This is a genomic window from Burkholderia sp. IO2, assembly GCF_029522185.1.
Lineage (GTDB): Bacteria > Pseudomonadota > Gammaproteobacteria > Burkholderiales > Burkholderiaceae > Burkholderia > Burkholderia cenocepacia.
Genome location: NZ_JAKWFH010000010.1, coordinates 79495 through 97762, shown reverse-complemented (window position 1 = coordinate 97762; position 18268 = coordinate 79495). Strand labels below are relative to the sequence as shown.

Genomic DNA, 18268 nt, shown 5'->3' with positions numbered 1-18268 from the left:
TGACGCTGCATCGTTGGCGACCGGCGAGTGCGGATGTGCTACCACCGGCGGCAGCCACCCCGCCGTGTAACGGCTCACGCACGTCAGCCCATCAGCGCCACGTACCGTTCTGCAACACGATCCGGTAACCGTCTGCATCCTCGAAGGTCTGGCCGGAAATTTCCCAGTACGGATTGAACGACGTCACGGGCATGAAGCCGTGTGCGGTCGCGCGCTCGCAGGCGGCTTCCCATTTCGGCCGATCGGGCAGGTAGAACACGATCAAATCCTCGGGCGTCGGCGACGGCGCGATCGGATGGTCGGGGCAGTGTGTGAACTCGAAGTGATAGTCGAGGCCTTCGCGGCCGAGCATTACGCCGGAAAAGCCGTCGTGATCGTCGAAGCGCGCCAGTACCGACAGATCGAGGCCGTCGCGATACATGCGTTCGGTGCGGGCGAGGTTGTTGACCGGGCGGGCAATGCGCAGATGGGCGTGCAAGATGACCTCGACGGGAAGTGGCTGGCCGGTCAATGATAAGCCGGTCGATCGCGATTGGGCGAGGCGAGCGGATCGTGTTTCGGGCGATACTGGCTGTATCGAACGATATCGATTCGGCCCGGCCAAACGAATCGAATTGTGCTGAGCCTCGTCTCGCGAAAGAAAACATGACGCATTTCGATCGAGTGTGCGCACTCCGCATCGCAGCGGCTACCCATCAACAAGACCTTCGCATTCATGCGATCGGCGGCGCTTGCCGCACGACGTGCGGGCACGCGCATGCCGGTAGGGAACTGACGAATGGGTAAGCCCGATCTGCGCCGGCCGGTTGCCGGACCTTACCGCCAGTCGCGATGGGCAGCCGGGCTGGAGGCCGCGTTCGGATGGGTGGCAAAGGGGACGTTGGTGCTGGCCGGCCTGGCGATGGTCGCGTTGGCGGCGCTGACGGGCGAAGTCGGTGCCCTGACGGACCTGCCGACGACCAGAAAGGGCTGGTTGTACCTGCTGCTGGCGCTTGTCGTCGCGGTCGCGCTGATATTTGCGATACACCACTACTGGCTGCGACCGACGGGTATGCGTCCAGCAGGCTAGCCAGACGGGGAGGGTGATGTGGCCCCGTAAACCATTTAGGCAATAAAAAAGCCCGCTGCTGGAGCGGGCTGAATCCATGTTTGGAGACATGGAGGAGACAGACGTAAATTTAAGGGAAAACCCGGACGTTTGCAAGCGCTCGTTGTATCTGCACAACTTGCCGCCGCGCAACCCGCCTGGTGGCGGCCCGCGGCACGGCCGCATTCACATGCCGCCGGCCCGCGCATGCGCGGCAAACGCGCCGAACCGCTCTTGCGCGACGGGCAGCGCGTATTTGCTGCGCATCTCCGTCTCGATCCATGCACATGCCTCGCGCGCGCAGTCGGTCAATGCGTGTCGCGTCGCATGCCCGTCGATGTCGTAGACGAAACGCACGCCGACCTCGTCATCGTCAACCTGTCGTTCGAGCTGATTGAGCTGCAGTTGCGGCCCGTGCTGTTGCGACAACGCGCGCAGTTCATCGAAGTGATATTCGAGCCAGTCCGCGAAGAACAGCGCGTCGCTGTGGCAGGGCAGGCGGAAAGCCGCGCTGCGCGACGGGCGCGCCGCGGTTTCGCCGGCCGCCGCATGCGGTTCGCCGTCGATGGGAACGGGCAGATCGACCGGCGCGAGCGGGTGCCGAATTCGCCGGTACGGCTCGCGATCGCGCAACGCGTGCCACAGCAATTCGTCGCCGGCGGCGCCGGACGGCTGCATCGTCAAGTCGTGGCGGCCGTCGCCGGTCGCGGCGATGTCGCGGATCACGAGGCGCAGCGAGCACAGCGGCTCGTCCGCGACCAGCAGGGTTGCCGGGCGCGGCAGCCCGCACACGAGCGGTGCGGCGCCGGCGGCACGAAACACGAGCCCGCGGCGGTCGAGCCGCACGAGCGGCAACGGCCTGGGAAACGACGGATAGGCGACCGTGACGCGGGCGCCGCTGGCGCTCGTCAACCCGGGCATCATCGCGCGAAAGACCTGAGACTGGTCCACGTTGGTTCTCCTTCGTTACGATGCCGCCCCGGACGGAAACGCGCGTTCCGGCTCAGGCGGCGATAGCTTGCCGGGCGGCCTGCCCCGGCTCGATTCCTAGTGCAGCAAACGTTTGCGGATCGATGTCGATCCAGCACGCGACCACCAGACGCCCATCTACCTGCTTCGGCGGGCCTGCGCGGTGCGCGTGTATGCCGATCCGGCGGAACAGCCGCTCCATGCTCGCGAACGTCACGCCGATCAACTGCCGCGCCCCGAGCTGCGCCGCGCATTCGACGACGGCCGCGAGCATCGGCCGCACGGCCCATTCGGCGTTGCCCGGGCCGCCTTCGTCGTCGGTCGCCGCGAATCGCGACAATTCCCAGACGGCGGCCGATTGCGGCAGCGGCATGTCCTCGGCGACCAGGTCGGCGAACAGCGACTTCAGCAGATACGGGCGCGTCGTCGGCAGCAGGCGCGCACATCCGCACATGTCGCCGTCGGCGTTTCGCGCGAACACGTAGACGGTATCGTCGCGATCGAACTGGTCACGCTCGAAACTTTCGTTCGCCGACGGGAGCGCCCAACCGAGCTGCTCGACGAACACGCGGCGCCGATAGCGCCCGAGATCCGCCGCGAGTTCGTGTGGCAACCGCCCTTCCTCGTGAACGAAGGTCTGCATGGATGTCCTCGGATCTGTGCTTTTGTATGCGTGCATTACAGCGCGCGGCACGAGGAGCCTGTAACTGGTAACTCTTACAGGGTGACGGCGTAAAGACGCCATTCGGGACGTGGTAACGGTTTCTTGATCAACGGGATTGAAAACCGCGCCGCTTTTGCTTATAAAGAGCGCCAGTCTTGCAAAATCGTCAGAGGAATGCGCGGCCGGTTGTCACTGGAGCGTCGGACCGGCATGATAGGCGTCGTTGTGCCCGAGCAGGGCCGACGCGACCGCGGCGGGCCAGTCGAGGGCGGCGAGTCGTGCGGCGAGCGCGGCGGCCGTGCGCAACATGCCGATGTCGGCGCCCTTGGCGTCGATGGCCATCACGTTGCTGCGAACGTCGCCGCCCGCGATCACGAACGTGCCCGTCGCGCGTTCGAGGTACCAGTCCCAGCCGACCGTCACGTAGGCGACGCCGGCACCGGCCGTGCGATGCCATTCGGTATAGCCGGCGAGGCGGGCGTCGATCGCGTTGTCGCGCAGTTCGGCCAGCAGCGACGGATCGAGGCCGCTCGCGACATGGTCGAGCACGAGTGCGGCCAGTGCGCCTTCTGACAGGCGTACGTAGCCGTCCGGGGACGGGCCGGGGACAGGGTGCAGCAAGGGTGAAGTCATGCGCGGAATGTATCAGCCTCGAACGGGTACTGAAACCTGACAAGTATGACAGCGTGACGTTGTCGGAGAAAGAATGGAACTGCGCTGGCAGGATGCCTACCAACAATTCAGCGCCGCGGAGGACGAGCAGCAGCTCTTCCAGCGGATCGCCGCCTATTCCAAGCGGCTCGGATTCGAATACTGCTGTTACGGCATTCGCGTACCGCTGCCCGTTTCGAAGCCGGCCGTCGCCATCTTCGATACCTATCCGGACGGCTGGATGGCGCACTACCAGGCGCAGAACTACATCGAGATCGATTCGACGGTTCGTGACGGCGCGCTCAGCACCAACATGATCGTGTGGCCGGACGTCGACCGGATCGATCCGTGCCCGCTGTGGCAGGACGCGCGCGATTTCGGATTGTCGGTGGGCGTCGCGCAGTCGAGCTGGGCGGCGCGCGGCGCGTTCGGGCTGCTGAGCATCGCCCGCCATGCCGACCGGCTGACGCCGGCCGAGATCAACATGCTGACGCTGCAGACCAACTGGCTCGCAAACCTGTCGCATTCGCTGATGAGCCGCTTCATGGTGCCGAAGCTGTCGCCGGCGGCGGGCGTCACGCTGACCGCGCGCGAGCGCGAGGTGCTGTGCTGGACGGCCGAGGGCAAGACCGCGTGCGAAATCGGCCAGATCCTCAGCATCTCGGAGCGGACGGTCAACTTCCACGTGAACAACATCCTCGAGAAGCTCGGCGCGACCAACAAGGTCCAGGCGGTCGTCAAGGCGATCTCGGCCGGGCTCATCGAAGCACCCTGACGCAGCGCGACGCGACGCGACGCGACGGCGGCGCCGGATGCGGCGGCCGCCACGCGGCTCACTCCATCATCGGCTCCGCTTCCTTCGCGGTCCAGCTCACGCTGGAAATGCTTTTCTCCATGCTCATCCGGCTCGCGATCTGCTCGAGCTTCTGCTGATCCTTCGGATGCAGCTTCAGCGTCGCGGTCACCTTCAGCCGGTCCGGCTGGTCGGGCACGTCCTCGCTCGTGAGGCTCTGGAACGACAGCGGCTTCGCATACATCGCGTTCGACAGCAGCGTGCGGATGTGCACTTCGTCGGCGGCGAGGCAAATCACGGTGATCTGGTATTCGCGCACGAGGTCGGCGTTCGAGACGGGCGTCGCGTTGATGGCCTGGCTGACGCCGCGCAGCACGGTATTGGTGAGCAGCACGACACCCGTGCCGGCGAGCGCGGGCACGTAGTGACCGGAGCCGGCCAGCACGCCGACGGCGGCCGAGCACCACAGCGTCGCGGCCGTGTTGATGCCCTGGATCGAACCCTTGTCGCGCATGATCACGCCGCCGCCGAGAAAGCCGACGCCCGACACGACGTACGCGGCGATCTGCGTGACGCCCGCGACGCCGTTGCCGGTCAGCACGCCGAGCGTGACGAACAGGCATGCGCCGCTCGCGACGAGCGTGATGGTGCGCAGGCCGGCCGTGCGCTGGCGCATCTGGCGCTCGAGGCCGATGGCGACGCCGCAGGCGAACGCGGTGAAAAGACGGAGTGCGAAATCGAAAGTCATGGTTGTCCTGCCGTGCAAGAAGCGCATGCCGGCGCGCGTCGCCGCGGCGCAAGGCCGAACGCGACGCGGCGATAGCCGTCATCGCGCGGTACTGTACCGCGCGAATGCGTCATTCAGTGTGAACGGGGTGAGCGTGCGGCTCGCGGAACGCGAGCCGTGGCAGGAGAACTGCGGCGGACAGGCGTTCAGGCGGCAAGCGGCGCACGCAACGGAGTGCTGCAACTGTCCACGATGGTTCCTGAAGGAAGAATGGGCGGCATTCTAGTGGGCGGCGCGCGCCTGCGTCAACCGCCTGGCGGCGGCGCTACTGCGCCGCGCCGATCGTGCCCGTCGCGAGCGCGAGCGCGGCGGCGGCCGACAATGCGCCGGCATAGCTGTCGACTTCCGCGTTGCGCGCGGCGAGCAACTGGCTTTGCGCGATCGTCGCGTCGGTGACCGAGCCGACGCCGTTCCGGTACGCGGTCAGCGCCGCGTCGTAGCTGGTTTGCGCGGCATCGACGAGCGCCTTCGCGGCGTCGTGCGACGCCAGGCTCGTCTGCACCGCGTTCTGCGCGGCGACGACCTGGCGCACCGCTTCCTCCTTGGTCCGCGTGAGGCGCGCGGACGCGCTTTGCGCGTCGTTGCGCGCCTGCATCAGCACGGCCGAGCGCAGGCCGCCGTCGTACAGCGGAATCGTCACGCCGAGGAACACGCCGCCGCCGTAGCGGCTGCCGTTCAGGTTGACGGTCGGCGCCTGGTCGCCGATCGCGGGCAGCGCGGAGATGGCCGTGCCGCCGCTCGCATACGACGTCGACGCGGACAGGAAGATCTTCGGCATGAACGCGGCTTCCGCTGCCTTGATCTTCGCGCGATTGGCCTTTTCGACCGCGAACGCGCCCTGCAGGTCGGGCCGGCGTGCGATCGCGTCCGACACGATCGCGTCGACCGACGAGCCGAGCGCGGGCGGCAGCGGCCGCTTCGGCAGCGCGGCGATCGTCGGCTTCGACAGCGGCGAGATGCCGAGCGCGGAGACGAGCGCGAGGTAGCCGTCGCTTTCGGCGCCGTTCGCTTGCACGAGCGCGAGGTTCGCCTGCGCGCGGTTCTGCGTCGCCTGCGCGAGCTCGACGATCGTGCCGACGCCGTGCTTGAGCCGCGCGCGGGACGCCGCGAGGATCGCGTCCGCGTTCGCGAGGCCCTGTTGCGCGCTCAGCGCGCGCGCGCGGGCGGCTTCGTAGCGGTAGTACGAGACGGTCACGTCGTGGATCACCTGCTGGTGCACGGCCGTGAACGCGACGTTCGACGCGATCGATGCCTGTTCGGCCGCTTCGACGCGCGCCGCGCGGCCGCCGAAATCGAACAGCAGCCATTGCAGCGACAGCGCCGAAATCGTGCCGTGCACGGTGGTGTTGCTCGACGAATCGCCGAGGATCGTCGACGTCGAGCCGTGGTTCGCCTGGTACGCGCCCATTGCCGTCGCGGACAGGCGCGGCAGATAGGCGGACTTGGCGAGGCCGACCGCGAGCGCCGCGTTGCGCGCGTCGTTCCAGGCGATGCGGGTCAGCGGGTTCGCCGATTCGGCGAGATCGATCAGCTCGGGCAGCGTGTACGCGTGCGCGGCATCGAGCGCGGCCGGCGCCGACACCGACGCGAGCGCCGGCGACGCAGGCAGCGTGTAGTCGTGCGCACCTTGCGTGGATGCGCGCGGTGGCGCCGCCACGATGTCGCCCGCGGCCGACGTTTGCGGCTGCCACGGGCGGTCGGGCGCCGCCGGCGCCAGATCGATCGACGACGTCGCGCAGCCGGCCAGCGCGACGGCGGTCGCGAGCGCGGCGGCGGCGATCGAGGCGGCCGGTGGTTCAGGTACGCGCATGAGGGGCAGGCTCCTTCGGTGTGGCTTGACGGGCGGCGTCGGCGATCCGCGCGAGCCGCGTGTCGATCAGGTTCAGCAGCGCGTCGCGCGCGGGGTCGGTGGGGGTGGCGGCGCTCGACGGTGGCGCCGGGGCAGGCGTGCGGGGCGTCGTTTCGTCGTCGCCCGGGGCAGTGACGCGCGAGAGTTGCGCGCCGATCGCCGCGTCGCCCGGCTTGCGTTCGGCGAGCAGGAACAGCGGGTCTTCGAGCGCGCCGAGTTCCGCGAGCGCGCGTCGCCGCGTGGCCAGCCACGTCGCGGCCGGCCGCACCCACGACGGTTCGTAGTGGATCAGGCCGAGCTCCTGCGAGATCGCGCCGTGACGGGCGAACGCGTCGGCGGCCAGCGCGCGCCGTTCGGCCGGCTGCGCGATCTGCGTCACGCGCCGCCACTGGTCGAGCAGCGCCGTGAGCGCCGTGTCGATCTGCTTGCCGATGCTGACCGGCCAGATGCGCGTGAACACGAGATACACGACCACGTTGCCGAGCAGGATGCCGATCGTGCGATCGCGCGCGAGCGTCAGGTCGAAGCCGGGGCCCGCGCCCTGGATCACGCACAGGAAGAACGCGAACGCGACCTGGAAGCCCGCGTACGCGATGCGCGGCGATCCGAACGCGACCCACGCGGACAGCCACGCGCCGACGAAGACGAGCGCCATCAGTTCGCCGATCGACGACAGCGACGGGACGACGAACACGAGCGCGGCGGTGCCGATCAGCGCGCCGACGATGCAGCCGGCGATGCGCAGCGTGAGCTTCTCGACCGTTTCGGCCGTCGAGCCGAGCGACACCATGTAGCAGGTGATGAAGCAGGTATGGATGCCTGACCAGTCGAGTTGCGAGTACAGCAGGTAGCAGAACATCGCCGCGACCGTCGTCTTCAGCGCATAGCGGATATGGTCGGGATTGGTGCGTGCATCCGGCAGGAAGAAGCCGCCGCGCGGCGCGGGCGGTGCCGCGGGTGCGGCCGGTTGGCCGGCGGCGCGCGCGTCGGCGGTATCGGCCGGCGCGGCCGCCGTGTCGATCGCGGGCGGTTCCGCGAACCGCGTGATCGCGGCGTGCAGGTCCGTCGCGACGACGCGTGCGAGCGGCGGCAGCGCATCGGCGGCTGGCAGCGCGAGCGTCACGTCGACCGGATAGCCGCCCCGTTCGAGGATCGCGGCCATCTCGTCGAGCGTCGTCGCGATCGGCGTGGCGAACGCGTCGGGCAGCCGCGCCTGCGGTTCGCGATCCGCGAGCGCCACCGCCACGAGCAGTGCGGTGCTCGACGCGACGGCCTGCCGCAACGCGACGACATCCGCGCCCGACGACGAGCCTTCGAGCTTCGACAGCTTGAGCCACGTGAGCAATGGCTTGTCGCCTTCGCGCAGGCTGGCGTCGAACCCGGCGCGCGCGTCGTCGTCGCCGCGCAGCCGCCGCGCGGCGAGCCGCAGCCGCTTCGCGAGCTGCGCGTGCGCGAGCTTGCGCGGCGACGGCGCGATCAGCAGGTTGACGACGATCGCGACGCCGACCGGGATCGCGACCATCAGCCAGGCATAGAGCAGCGCGCGCGTCGCGGCTTCGCCGACCGGCGCGAGGCCCAGCTGGTCGAGCCCGAAACCGACGATCATCGCGAGGATCGCGCCGACGGGGCGCAGCTTGCTGGCGGACGTCAGGTAGAGCAGCCCGACCGACAGCACGGCCATGCACGCGACGCGCAGCACCGAATACTCGATGCTGAAGATCGCGACGCCGATCACGAGCGCGATCACGATCGTGACGAGCAACAGCATCGCGACCGCGAGCAAGGCGCTCGTCACGCGATCGGCGCGGTTCAGGAAGAACACGACGTACGCGGAAATCGCGGCTTCGGGCGTGCCGTACCCGCTTGTCACGAGCACGACGAGCGCGCAGATCAGCGCGACGCGCACGGCCATGGCCGCGCGTCCCGGAAACGGCGCGAGCAGCCGCAGGACTTCGCGCGGGCCCGGCGAGCGGACGTCAGCGGCAGGCCGAGCCATGCCGGACCTCGACGATCGCGCTCGCGCCGACACGCACGAGCTTGCCGTCGGGTTCGTCGAGCTTCACGCGCACCGGGAAGCGCTGCGCGACGTGCACCCAGTTCACCGAGCGCTGCACGATCGGCAGCGAGCGCGGCAGGTTGATGCGGTCGCTGTCCGCGATGCCGGCGCCGATGCCGACGACCTTGCCGGTCATCGGGCGGTCGCGGTCGATCATCGAATAGACGGTCGCGCAGTCGCCGACGGCGATGCGGTTCAGCGACGTCTCGCGGAAATTGCCGACCGCGAACCATTCGCTCGCGTCGATCAGCGTGAAGATCGACTGGTTCGGCGCGAGGGTTTCGCCGGGAAGCACGCTCAGGCCCGTCACGAGCCCGTCGTGCGGCGCGCGTACGACCGTATCGTCGAGCGCATGCTGCGCGCGGGCCAGCGCGGCTTCGCGCGCATGCAGCGTCGCGATCGCGTCGGCGTCGTCGCCGATCGTCTGCGCGGACGCGCGCTGCTGCTCCTGCGCCTGCGCGAGCGACACGGCCGCGTCGCGCTGGCGCACCTTCGCCTGATCGAACTGCTGCGCGCTGACGTAGCCCTGCGCGGCGAGCGGCGCGAGCCGGTTCACGTCGCGCGTCGCGAGATCGTGGTTCTGCGTCGCGCGCTTGACCTGCTCGGCGGCGACGGACGCATTCGAGCGCTCGCCGATCAGCGAACGGCGGCGCGTGTCGAGCGACGCGCGCGCGAGTTCGAGATCGGCCTGCGCCTGCGCGACGGTCAGCCGGTACGGCACGGGATCGATCACGTACAGCAGGTCGCCTTTCGCGACGCGCTGGTTTTCATGCACGGCGAGCTGCACGATGCGGCCGCCGACCGGCGACGCGACGTGCACGACGTCGGCGTCGATCGACGCGTCGTCGGTGGACGGGTAGGCCGTCGTGCGGTGGTACGCGTACGCGAGCGCCGCGATGCCGAGCGCGACGATCGCGAGCGCGATCACGCGGCCTTTGACGGAGGGGCGGGCGATGCCGGCGGCCTTCATGCAAACGGCCCCGTGCCGGTGAGCCAGACGATCACGGCGATCACGAGCCCGATCGCGGTGCAGACGGCGAGCTGGTAAGGCACCGTCGCGGCCCAGCCGGTCGTGACGAACACGCGGTGCGCGACGATCGCGCCGACGATGCCGACGATCGCGCTGACGAGCCACAGCGGGAAGTACGCGCCGAACAGCACGTAGGACGGTGCGCCGCGCGATGCGCAGCCCGCGAGTGGCAGGGTGGGCGCCAGGACGGCGGCGACGCGCAGGGGCGCGCGCGGCGTTGTTTTTCTCATGGGGTGACGAGCTCGACGTTGGGGGTGGATGCCGGGCGCGGCGCAATGCGGATCGTCGCGACCGGCCGGGCCGCGACGACGATTCCAGGATACGGAGCCGATCATAAATCAGCGCGATGCGGACCGCCAGCGATCCGGCACGCGTTTGCGGCATCGGCCGAGGCCGGCGGTGGCCGCGCCGTCGGTCATGCCGGACGGTCCGGCCGCGCGTGTCGGCAGCGACGGCCGGAACGCCGCGATTTTGCCAGCCCAAGCTCGCGTAGGGTTGCTAACGGACTGTAAAGGATCGTCAGACGACATCACGCAGCGGAATTTGCGATGCCGACGCAGCGGAATCGGCGCGTAACACGCCGATTGCCCGTCGAACGCATGCGAATCCGCTCAGTCGGGCTGACCGCGCGCGTCCTCGACGAGCAGGTCGACGAGATCGCGCGCGAAGCGCGGCAGCGCATCGAGATCGGCGACGCAGATCTGCAACTGGCGCTCGGCCCAGTCGTCTTCGAGCGCGACGAGGCGCAGCGCCATCGTCTTCGCATGACGGCGCGCGGTGCCTTCGGGCAGCACGCCGACGCCGACGTTCGCCTCGATCATCCGGCACGCGGTCTCGAAGTTGCTGACCTGGATGCGCCAGCGCAGCGTGCGCTGCACGTCGGCGGCCGCGCGTTTCAGGAACGCGTGGATCGCGCTCGCTTCGGGCAGGCCGATGAAGTCGTGGTCGAGCGTCGCGACGAACGGCGTCGATGCCAGGCCGGCGAGCGGATGCCCGAGCGCGGTCGCGAGCACGAGGCGGTCGCGCCGGTACGGCATCGCCTGCAGCCCGTCGGTGCGCACGTCGCCGGCGACGATGCCGATGTCGATCATGCCTTCCTGCACCGCGCGCACGATGTCGGGACTCAGCCGCTCCTGCATGTCGATCGTCACGTCCGGATGGTCGACGAGATAGTGTCGCAGCACGCCCGGCAGGAACTCGCTCATCGCCGTGGTGTTCGCGAACACGCGCACGTGGCCTTTCACGCCCGATGCATATTCCTGCAGGTCGCCGGTCAGTTGCTCGAGCTGGCGCAGCACGCGGCGCGCATGCGCGAGCAGCGTCTCGCCCGGCGCGGTCAGCGTGACGCCCTGGCTCGTGCGGCTCAGCAGCTTCACGCCGACCTGTTCCTCGAGGTGCTTGATGCGCGTGCTGGCGGCCGGCACCGACAGGTGCGCGCGTTCGGCGCCGCGCGTCAGGCTGTTCGCTTCCGCGATGTGCGTGAAAAGTTTGAGGTCGACGAGATCGAAGCGCATGGATCTGGCAGCGGGAGGATGGCCGATTATCGCGCGAAGCCGCACGGCGCGGCACCGTGAGGCGCGACCCGTCGTCGCGACCGGGATCTGTGTACCATCGTGCGTAGGGCGCGACGCGCCGCACCGGGCATCGCGGCCCGTGCGACGCAGGTCGTGGAAGCGGTCGTGCAACGAAGGTGAACGTTTCATGCGAAGTTTCTTTGTCCGGTTCATTGCAATCGGCGTGCTGTTCCATCTGTATGTCGGGATGCGCATCATTCCCGATGCGTTCGCGTCGCCGCTCGCACGGACGATCGCGGCGCTCGTGCTGGCGAGTTTCGTCGTGTTGATCCCGGTCGGCATGTTCTCGCGCCGCTTCGACGAAGGCTGGGCCGCGACGCTGGTCGGCTGGGCCGGCGCGCTCGCGATGGGCTTCTTCTCGTCGCTGCTGGTGCTGACGTTCGTGCGCGACATCGTGCTGCTCGGCGTGCTCGCGTGGCGCCATCTCGGACATGACGGCGTATGGAGCGGCGCCGCGCCCGACACGGCGCTCGGCGTGCTGGCGGCCGCGGTGCTCGTGACCGCGATCGGGTTCGTCGGCGCGCGCCGCACGGCGGCGGTCAAGCGCGTGTCGATTCCGATTGCCGGGCTGCCGGCCGCGCTGGACGGGCTGACGATCGTGCAACTGTCCGACATTCACGTCGGGCCGACGATCAAGCGGCCTTATATCGAACGGATCGTGCACGCGGTCAATGCGCTCGACGCCGACCTGGTGGCCGTGACGGGCGATGTGGTGGACGGCTCCGTCAAGCGCCTGCGCGAACACACGGCGCCGCTCGGCCAGATGCGCTCGCGGCACGGCACCTTCCTCGTGACGGGCAACCACGAGTACTACGCAGGCGCGCATGCGTGGATCGACGAATTTCGCCGTATCGGGCTGACGGTGCTGCTGAACGAGCACGTGCTGATCGAGCGCGGCGGCGCGCGCGCGGTGCTGGCGGGCGTGACCGACTTCACGGCGGGCGGCTTCGATCCCGCGCATCGCAGCGACCCCGCGCAGGCGCTGGCGGGTGCGCCGCGCGACGTCGGCACGAAGATCCTGCTCGCGCACCAGCCGCGCAGCGCGGAGGCGGCGAACCGCGCGGGCTTTACCGTGCAGTTGTCGGGGCATACGCATGGCGGCCAGTTCCTGCCGTGGCCGCCGTTCGTACGGTTGCAGCAGCCGGTGATCGGCGGGCTGAACCGCTTCGGCGACATGTGGCTGTATACGAGCCGCGGCACGGGCTACTGGGGGCCGCCGAACCGCTTCGGCGTGCCGTCCGAGATCACGCTGATCCGGCTGACGCGCGACTAGCGGAGGGCCGCGAGGCGAGACGCGTGCACCGCGCGGCGCGGCCGCGTTCTTTTCTTTCCACGTCGAATGACGGCGCATGGCGGCGCGCGGCGCCGTTGGCTAGTATGCAGACATGCCTCGTTCGTTCCTCGCCCGTTCCTGCCGACATGTCGACGCCCGATCTTTTCGCTGATACGCCCGCGCCAGACGTGGACTGGTACCCGGACTGGCTTGCGCCGCCCGAAGCCGACCGCGCGTTGGCCACGCTGATCGACGAGGTCGCGTGGTGGCAGGACACGATCCGCACGCCGCGCGGACGCATTCCGTTGCCGCGGCTCACCGCGTGGCAGGGCGAACCGGATGCCGTGTACGTCTATTCGGGCATCCGCAACGTGCCGCAGCCATGGATGCCGGGCGTGCTTGCGCTCAAGCATGCAGTCGAGGCGACGTGCGGCGTGCGTTTCAACAGCGTGCTGCTCAATCGCTATCGCAACGGGCTGGACAGCCTCGGCTGGCACGCGGACAACGAACCCGAACTCGGCGACGCGCCGGTGATCGCGTCCGTGAGCCTCGGCGCGATGCGGATGTTCGATCTTCGCCATCGCACGACTGGCGCCACGCACACGTACCGCCTCGTGCATGGCAGCCTGCTCGTGATGCGCGGCCGCACGCAGGCCGAATGGCAGCATCGCGTGCCGAAGGCGCCGGGCGTGCAGGGCGAACGCATCAACCTGACGTTCCGGCGCGTGTCGATGGCGGCCGAATAGATCGCGCCCCGTTTCGGTGATCCACGAAAGGCCGATGCAAGCAATTGGCCGCGCGTGCGGCACGTTGCCGCACGAACGCAAGGCGTGGCGGCCCGACGTGGCGCTCAGGCCCGTTCCGCAAGGCTTACAGATGGATTCGATCGACCGCCCGGTTCCGATAGGTGAGTGAAACCTCTGATGGTGCGTCGCAACAATTATTGACTAGACTGTGGAATGGTAGAAACGCGTCGGCAGACCGGCGCGCCCCTTTCGACATGTCTCCGTGCGCTGCCGATGCAGCGCGCAACGGGGCAGGAGCAAAACGCGTGACCGTACTCGACCCTTCCTTCGAACCCTCGCTGCACGTCTTCGAGCAAGACGGCGGATGGCAATGGGCGCTGACGGTGAAGCGGGCGACCGGCGTCGGCGTGAAAGTCGTGGCGTTCAGCCGCGAAGGCTTTCGCGGCGAAGCCGAGGCATACGCCGCCGGCCAGCTTGCCCGCGCCGAATATGACGACGCCGTGACGGCCTGACGCCGTCGCGGCGATCCCGCGCGGGGATCGTCTTCCTCTGTGCCGTCCGTTTCCGGACGGTGCTTTCCCGACCGTTTTCCGTTTTCGTTTTTCGCTGCGCGAGGCGATCGTCTGCCGGCGTTCGTCGCGCCAAATGATCCGTGCCGTTCGATGCTCGGGCATCGCGCCGACGATGCGACATGCGTGGCGCAAGCCCGCACGCGGACTCGCGGCATCCGAGTCAACGCGAACCACGCATGGTGCGAGCGCGTCTGGAAAATGCCGAGTCATATCGTAATAAGATATGAAGTTATCGCACCGGCGGGACGACGACGTCCCGCTTCCCTGAAAGGAGCTATCCGTGCAGCTGACCCAGTTAGGCGGGCATGTCGCCCAATCCGGCATCGCCGAACGGCAAAAACACGCGCAGGCGCTGATGTTCGGGATGGCGAACATCGACGAATACGTATCCCGCGGCGTCTGCTACGACGCCGCGGCCTATGTCCGCTATCTGCTGCGTGCCGACGCGCTGATCGCGCCCGATGCGCTGCTCGATACGGCCGGTCAATCGTGGAGGACGCGGTTCAACTTCGAAACCGGCGATCAGTGGGACGGGCGCGCGAGCATTCCGGCGGGCACCGCGGTCGGCTTCGCGCGCGGCGGCAATGTCTTTCATGCGGCGATTGCGGTCGGCGGCACCCGGATTCGCGCGATCAACGGCGGGCTGCTGGGCGCCGGATGGATGAATCCGGTCGACCTTGCACGGGCGCTGCAGCCGGATCCGGCCGGCGGCTTTACGTACGATCGCACGACCATTCGCGTCCATCTGTCGCGCCTGTAGGCGGGGCGGCATCCCGTCTCCCGCTCCGGCCACCGTGGCCCGGGCGCGCCGCGCGGCCGCCTTCCCGCCGTTCGGCGATTTCCGCATGGCGTCGCGCCGTCCAACGCTGCTATCCTCTCGACCTTGAATGACGCGTCATGGCGGCGTGGCCGCGCATGCTGCAGCGCGGCGCCGCGCGCCGGTGCGAGCCCGGGCGCGCACTGAGGTAGCATGACCGAATATCCACGACGATCGATGACCCGTTTCGTGACCGACTTCCTTCCGTCCATGTCCACATGGTCAAGACAACGATGAGCGATGCACCCGATCCGGCGGTGCCTGGCGACGACGAGTCGTCGGGCGGCGCTTCGTCCTATCTGGTGCCGGGGCTCGAACGCGGGCTGCGGATCCTCGCCGAATTCTCCGCGCGCGAGCCGGTGCTCGGTGCGCCCGAACTGTCGAAGCGCATCGGCATTCCGCGTACGACCACGTTCCGCCTGCTGCAGACGCTCGAAGCGCTCGGTTTCCTCGAACGCGTGAACGGCGACCGCTATTTCCGGCTCGGCGTCGGCGTGCTGCGGCTCGGCTTCGAATACCTGAATTCGCTCGAACTGACCGATCTCGGCACGCCCGTGCTCGAGCGGCTGCGCGATTCGACCGGCCTGTCGACGCACCTGCTGATCCGCGACCAGCGTGACGTGGTGTTCGTCGCGAAGGCGCAGAGCAATGCGTCGATGTTCGGTTCGGTGAAGGTGCACGTCGGCACGCGCCTGCCCGCTCATGCGACCGTGCACGGCCACGTGCTGATGGGCGACCTGACGCGCGACGCGCTGCGGCAGCTCTATCCGGAAAAGAAGCTTGAACAATTCACCGAGCGCACGCCGGGCACCGTCGACGAGCTGTACGAACGCGTGCGTCATTACGCGCGGCTCGGCTATGCGGTCAGCGAGGCAGCGTTCGAGAGCGGCATTTCGGCCGTGACCGCGCCGGTGCGCGATCATTCGGGCTCGATCGTCGCGGCGATCACCGCGACGGTGCCGCGCTCGGAGATCGGCGAGGCCGGCGAGAAGGAGCGGCTCGTCGAAGCCGTGTGCGGTGCGGCGGTCGACCTGTCGCAACGGCTGAACTATCGTCCGCTCGAAAGCGACCCGACGTTCGCGCATGCGCGCCACAAGGTCGCGATGTTCTGACGCTCGTGCATCGATCCGGCCGCGGTGCGCGGCATCGCATACGACGAGAGCGGCCCGCGGGCCGCTCTCGTCGTTTTCCGGCACCGCACGTGCGGTGCGCAAACCAGCTCAGAACGAGTGATGGACGCCGGTCAGCACGATCACCTGGTTCGCGGTGCTCGACACGCCGGCCGTGAAGAACGCGGCCTTCGCACCGCCCGAACCGTGTTCATAAAGCACGTTCGCATACAGCTGCGTGCGCTTCGACAACGCGTAGATGTCGCCGAGTTCGACCTGCGTCCAGCGGCGGCCGGCCAGCGTCGTGGTCGCTGCGCCGCCCGCGATCGTGTTGAACGCGCTGCTGCGGTAGTTCACACCCGCGTCGTAGCTCTGGAACGTGTCGGAAAACCCGTTCGACTGCATCTTCACGCGCGTGTAGAGGCCGTGCACGAGGAAGTCGCCGATCTGGTACGACGCGCCCGCGCCGATGTTCTCGACCTTGTTCGCAAGGTAACCGTTCGCGGTGTTCTGCCCCTGGAACGATGTGATGCCCGTCTGGCTGATCAGGATCGCGCGGTCGTGCTCGTTCGAGTAGACGGCCGACGCCTTGAACGGCCCGTTCACGTAGTTCAGCGCGACGCCGACCGATTTGCCGGTCGAGAAGTTCGTCGTGTTGCCGAGCGCGAGCGTCGCCGCGGCCGAGAAGCCCGCGAAGGTCGGTGAACGGTACTTGACCGAATTGTTGTACGGCACGTTGCCGGTCGCGGCGAGCCCGTCGATGTTGCCCGGGTGGAACGCAAACCAGCTCATCGCGAGGTACGCCGTGCTGAGCGGATCGAGATAGTCGAACGTCAGCGGCGTCTGGCGGCCGAGCGTCAGCGTGCCGTAGCGCTCCGAACTCAGGCCGACGAACGCCGCGCGGTTCCAGATCGTGTTCGCGGTCGCGAACTGGCCGTTGTTCGTATAGAAGCCGTTTTCCAGCTGGAAGATCGCGGACAGCCCGCCGCCGAGATCTTCCTTGCCCTTCAGGCCCCACCGGTCGGGCTGCGTATTGCCCTGGATCATCGCCCACTTCGCGTGGCCGCCGACGTTGTTCACGTACGCGATCCCCGCGTCCATGCTGCCGTACAGCACCACGCTGCTCTGCGCCCACGCGCCCGACGCGGCGCCCATTCCGATGACTGCCGCTGCTACCGCATGCTTGACCATTTTGTCTCCTGACTCTCCAACCTGATGAATACGTGTCGTGACGGCCTGCGCGGGGACGGCCGGCCGTCGCGCATGTTCATCGCCGCATGGGCATTCGCGTGTTCCATATAAGGAACAATGTGCCTCTGATGGAATGGAGTATAGAGGCGCCGAGCGCCGGATCAAAAATAAATTTTTCGGGACGGATGGGCGCGGTGCCGACGCCCGGCAACCCGGCGCGATGTCTCGAAAAAGCCGATAAATCCCCGTCGAATAACAAAAAATTACATTCGATCAGGTAGGCGAAAGGGTGCGTCGACCTGACGGTCGGTGTTTTCCCTAGGACATGCAGCTTTTTGTTTTACTCGTGGAAAGTCGCTCCTATAATCACCATCCATAAACTGCTGTTCCGGATATGGAACAAATCGGAACAAACCGAGAGTCGATCAGAAGGAAGGGTGTGAGATGTCTGAACAATGGATTTGCGCCGGTCACGCCGGCGCGCTGTCGGAAGACACGCCGATCGAGTTCAAGCGGACCGACGGCGTGGAAATCGGGATCTACCGCGTCGGCGACGACGTGTATGCGCTCGAGAACGTGTGCCCGCATGCGTACGCGCTGCTGACGCAGGGGTTCGTCGACGAAGGCACGGTCGAATGCCCGCTGCACGAGGCCGTGTTCGACATCAAGACGGGCGAATGCCTGAAGGGTCCGGGCGGGCGCGCGCTGAAGCAGTACGCGGTGCGCCTCGCCGGCGAGGAAATCCAGATCAAGGTGGAATGACATGAAAGAAGCGACCGTCAACTTCAATCCCTTCCTGAAGCCGTGGGTGGCGCCGCAGCCGAACAACATCGCGGGCAAGGGGCAGATCGAAATCCCCGGCCAGGTCGAGAACCAGGTCTGGCAGAACCGCAAGGCCGCACCCACGCAGTACGAGAACGACCTCGGCGATGCGCTCGAACGCGTGTTCGAGAGCGGCGCGACCGAGCTGGACGATGTCGTCGCGGGCCTGAACCGCATCGGCTTCCGCGCGCCGGACGGCACCGCGTGGACCGCGGCGCGCTTTCGCGCCGAAATGGCCGCGCTGGCGGAATGAGCGCGCGCGCCGCGTGACCGCCGAC

Annotated in this window: 20 protein-coding genes; 9 read left to right on the top strand and 11 right to left on the bottom strand. The window is 68.0% G+C overall.

Annotation, left to right across the window (positions count from 1 at the left end):
- Positions 1-91: 91 nt before the first annotated feature.
- The gene (locus MMB92_RS08735) at positions 92-478 is read right to left on the bottom strand and encodes a VOC family protein (RefSeq protein ID WP_006483933.1); all 387 of its coding nucleotides are present in this window, start codon (positions 476-478) and stop codon (positions 92-94) included.
- A gap of 300 nt (positions 479-778) precedes the next feature.
- Here MMB92_RS08735 and MMB92_RS08730 point away from each other — a divergent pair, with 300 nt between their 5' ends.
- The gene (locus MMB92_RS08730) at positions 779-1069 is read left to right on the top strand and encodes a hypothetical protein (protein WP_080322521.1); all 291 of its coding nucleotides are present in this window, start codon (positions 779-781) and stop codon (positions 1067-1069) included.
- A gap of 204 nt (positions 1070-1273) precedes the next feature.
- On the opposite strand, the gene MMB92_RS08725 is transcribed toward MMB92_RS08730, so the two are convergent.
- From MMB92_RS08725 to MMB92_RS08715, 3 genes are all read right to left on the bottom strand, one after another.
- Positions 1274-2038 (bottom strand): hypothetical protein, encoded by a 765-nt coding sequence (locus MMB92_RS08725; RefSeq protein WP_006483939.1) that lies wholly within the window; start codon positions 2036-2038, stop codon positions 1274-1276.
- 52 nt (positions 2039-2090) lie between these two features.
- Positions 2091-2699 carry an acyl-homoserine-lactone synthase gene (locus tag MMB92_RS08720; protein WP_006483943.1) on the bottom strand — a complete coding sequence of 203 codons (609 nt, stop codon included), beginning with the start codon at positions 2697-2699 and terminating at the stop codon, positions 2091-2093.
- A 210-nt stretch (positions 2700-2909) separates the two neighbouring features.
- Positions 2910-3353, bottom strand: coding sequence for a DUF4902 domain-containing protein (locus MMB92_RS08715; protein ID WP_012493405.1), 444 nt, complete (start codon positions 3351-3353; stop codon positions 2910-2912).
- Between the two features lie 73 nt (positions 3354-3426).
- Here MMB92_RS08715 and MMB92_RS08710 point away from each other — a divergent pair, with 73 nt between their 5' ends.
- Positions 3427-4146, top strand: a complete 720-nt coding sequence (locus tag MMB92_RS08710) for an autoinducer binding domain-containing protein (protein ID WP_006496918.1) — start codon at positions 3427-3429, stop codon at positions 4144-4146.
- A gap of 58 nt (positions 4147-4204) precedes the next feature.
- Here the strand turns inward: MMB92_RS08710 and MMB92_RS08705 are convergent, their stop codons facing one another.
- The 6 genes from MMB92_RS08705 to MMB92_RS08680 form a co-directional block, all read right to left on the bottom strand.
- Positions 4205-4912, bottom strand: coding sequence for an MgtC/SapB family protein (locus MMB92_RS08705; RefSeq protein ID WP_006483946.1), 708 nt, complete (start codon positions 4910-4912; stop codon positions 4205-4207).
- Positions 4913-5216: 304 nt separating this feature from the next.
- Positions 5217-6761: a TolC family protein gene (locus MMB92_RS08700; protein WP_277562658.1), complete on the bottom strand. Its 1545-nt coding sequence runs from the start codon at positions 6759-6761 to the stop codon at positions 5217-5219.
- Positions 6748-8796, bottom strand: a complete 2049-nt coding sequence (locus MMB92_RS08695; RefSeq protein ID WP_277562657.1) for an FUSC family protein — start codon at positions 8794-8796, stop codon at positions 6748-6750. Before MMB92_RS08695 ends, MMB92_RS08700 begins: the two co-directional genes overlap by 14 nt.
- The gene (mdtN, locus tag MMB92_RS08690) at positions 8777-9826 is read right to left on the bottom strand and encodes a multidrug transporter subunit MdtN (RefSeq protein WP_006489885.1); all 1050 of its coding nucleotides are present in this window, start codon (positions 9824-9826) and stop codon (positions 8777-8779) included. Before mdtN ends, MMB92_RS08695 begins: the two co-directional genes overlap by 20 nt.
- The gene (locus MMB92_RS08685; protein ID WP_277562656.1) at positions 9823-10116 is read right to left on the bottom strand and encodes a hypothetical protein; all 294 of its coding nucleotides are present in this window, start codon (positions 10114-10116) and stop codon (positions 9823-9825) included. The genes mdtN and MMB92_RS08685 overlap by 4 nt, the downstream gene beginning before the upstream one ends.
- Before the next feature lie 381 nt (positions 10117-10497).
- Positions 10498-11400 carry a LysR substrate-binding domain-containing protein gene (locus MMB92_RS08680; RefSeq protein ID WP_006489897.1) on the bottom strand — a complete coding sequence of 301 codons (903 nt, stop codon included), beginning with the start codon at positions 11398-11400 and terminating at the stop codon, positions 10498-10500.
- Between the two features lie 187 nt (positions 11401-11587).
- On the opposite strand from MMB92_RS08680, the gene MMB92_RS08675 reads away from it, so the two are divergent.
- The 5 genes from MMB92_RS08675 (at position 11588) to MMB92_RS08655 (ending at position 15980) form a co-directional block, all read left to right on the top strand.
- Positions 11588-12733: a metallophosphoesterase gene (locus MMB92_RS08675; protein WP_277562655.1), complete on the top strand. Its 1146-nt coding sequence runs from the start codon at positions 11588-11590 to the stop codon at positions 12731-12733.
- 146 nt (positions 12734-12879) lie between these two features.
- Positions 12880-13479 (top strand): alpha-ketoglutarate-dependent dioxygenase AlkB, encoded by a 600-nt coding sequence (locus MMB92_RS08670; protein ID WP_277562654.1) that lies wholly within the window; start codon positions 12880-12882, stop codon positions 13477-13479.
- 305 nt (positions 13480-13784) lie between these two features.
- The gene (locus MMB92_RS08665) at positions 13785-13991 is read left to right on the top strand and encodes a hypothetical protein (protein WP_006489891.1); all 207 of its coding nucleotides are present in this window, start codon (positions 13785-13787) and stop codon (positions 13989-13991) included.
- Positions 13992-14331: 340 nt separating this feature from the next.
- Positions 14332-14811 carry a type 6 secretion system effector deamidase TecA gene (gene tecA, locus MMB92_RS08660; protein ID WP_006489887.1) on the top strand — a complete coding sequence of 160 codons (480 nt, stop codon included), beginning with the start codon at positions 14332-14334 and terminating at the stop codon, positions 14809-14811.
- A gap of 275 nt (positions 14812-15086) precedes the next feature.
- Positions 15087-15980, top strand: a complete 894-nt coding sequence (locus tag MMB92_RS08655; RefSeq protein ID WP_006489889.1) for an IclR family transcriptional regulator — start codon at positions 15087-15089, stop codon at positions 15978-15980.
- Between the two features lie 108 nt (positions 15981-16088).
- Here MMB92_RS08655 and MMB92_RS08650 read toward each other — a convergent pair whose 3' ends face one another.
- Positions 16089-17168: a porin gene (locus MMB92_RS08650; protein WP_277562653.1), complete on the bottom strand. Its 1080-nt coding sequence runs from the start codon at positions 17166-17168 to the stop codon at positions 16089-16091.
- A gap of 444 nt (positions 17169-17612) precedes the next feature.
- Between MMB92_RS08650 and MMB92_RS08645 the strand changes: the two genes are divergently transcribed.
- The gene (locus MMB92_RS08645) at positions 17613-17930 is read left to right on the top strand and encodes a non-heme iron oxygenase ferredoxin subunit (RefSeq protein ID WP_006489883.1); all 318 of its coding nucleotides are present in this window, start codon (positions 17613-17615) and stop codon (positions 17928-17930) included.
- Position 17931: 1 nt separating this feature from the next.
- Positions 17932-18243 carry a recombinase-like helix-turn-helix domain-containing protein gene (locus MMB92_RS08640; RefSeq protein WP_006489911.1) on the top strand — a complete coding sequence of 104 codons (312 nt, stop codon included), beginning with the start codon at positions 17932-17934 and terminating at the stop codon, positions 18241-18243.
- Positions 18244-18268 lie beyond the last annotated feature (25 nt).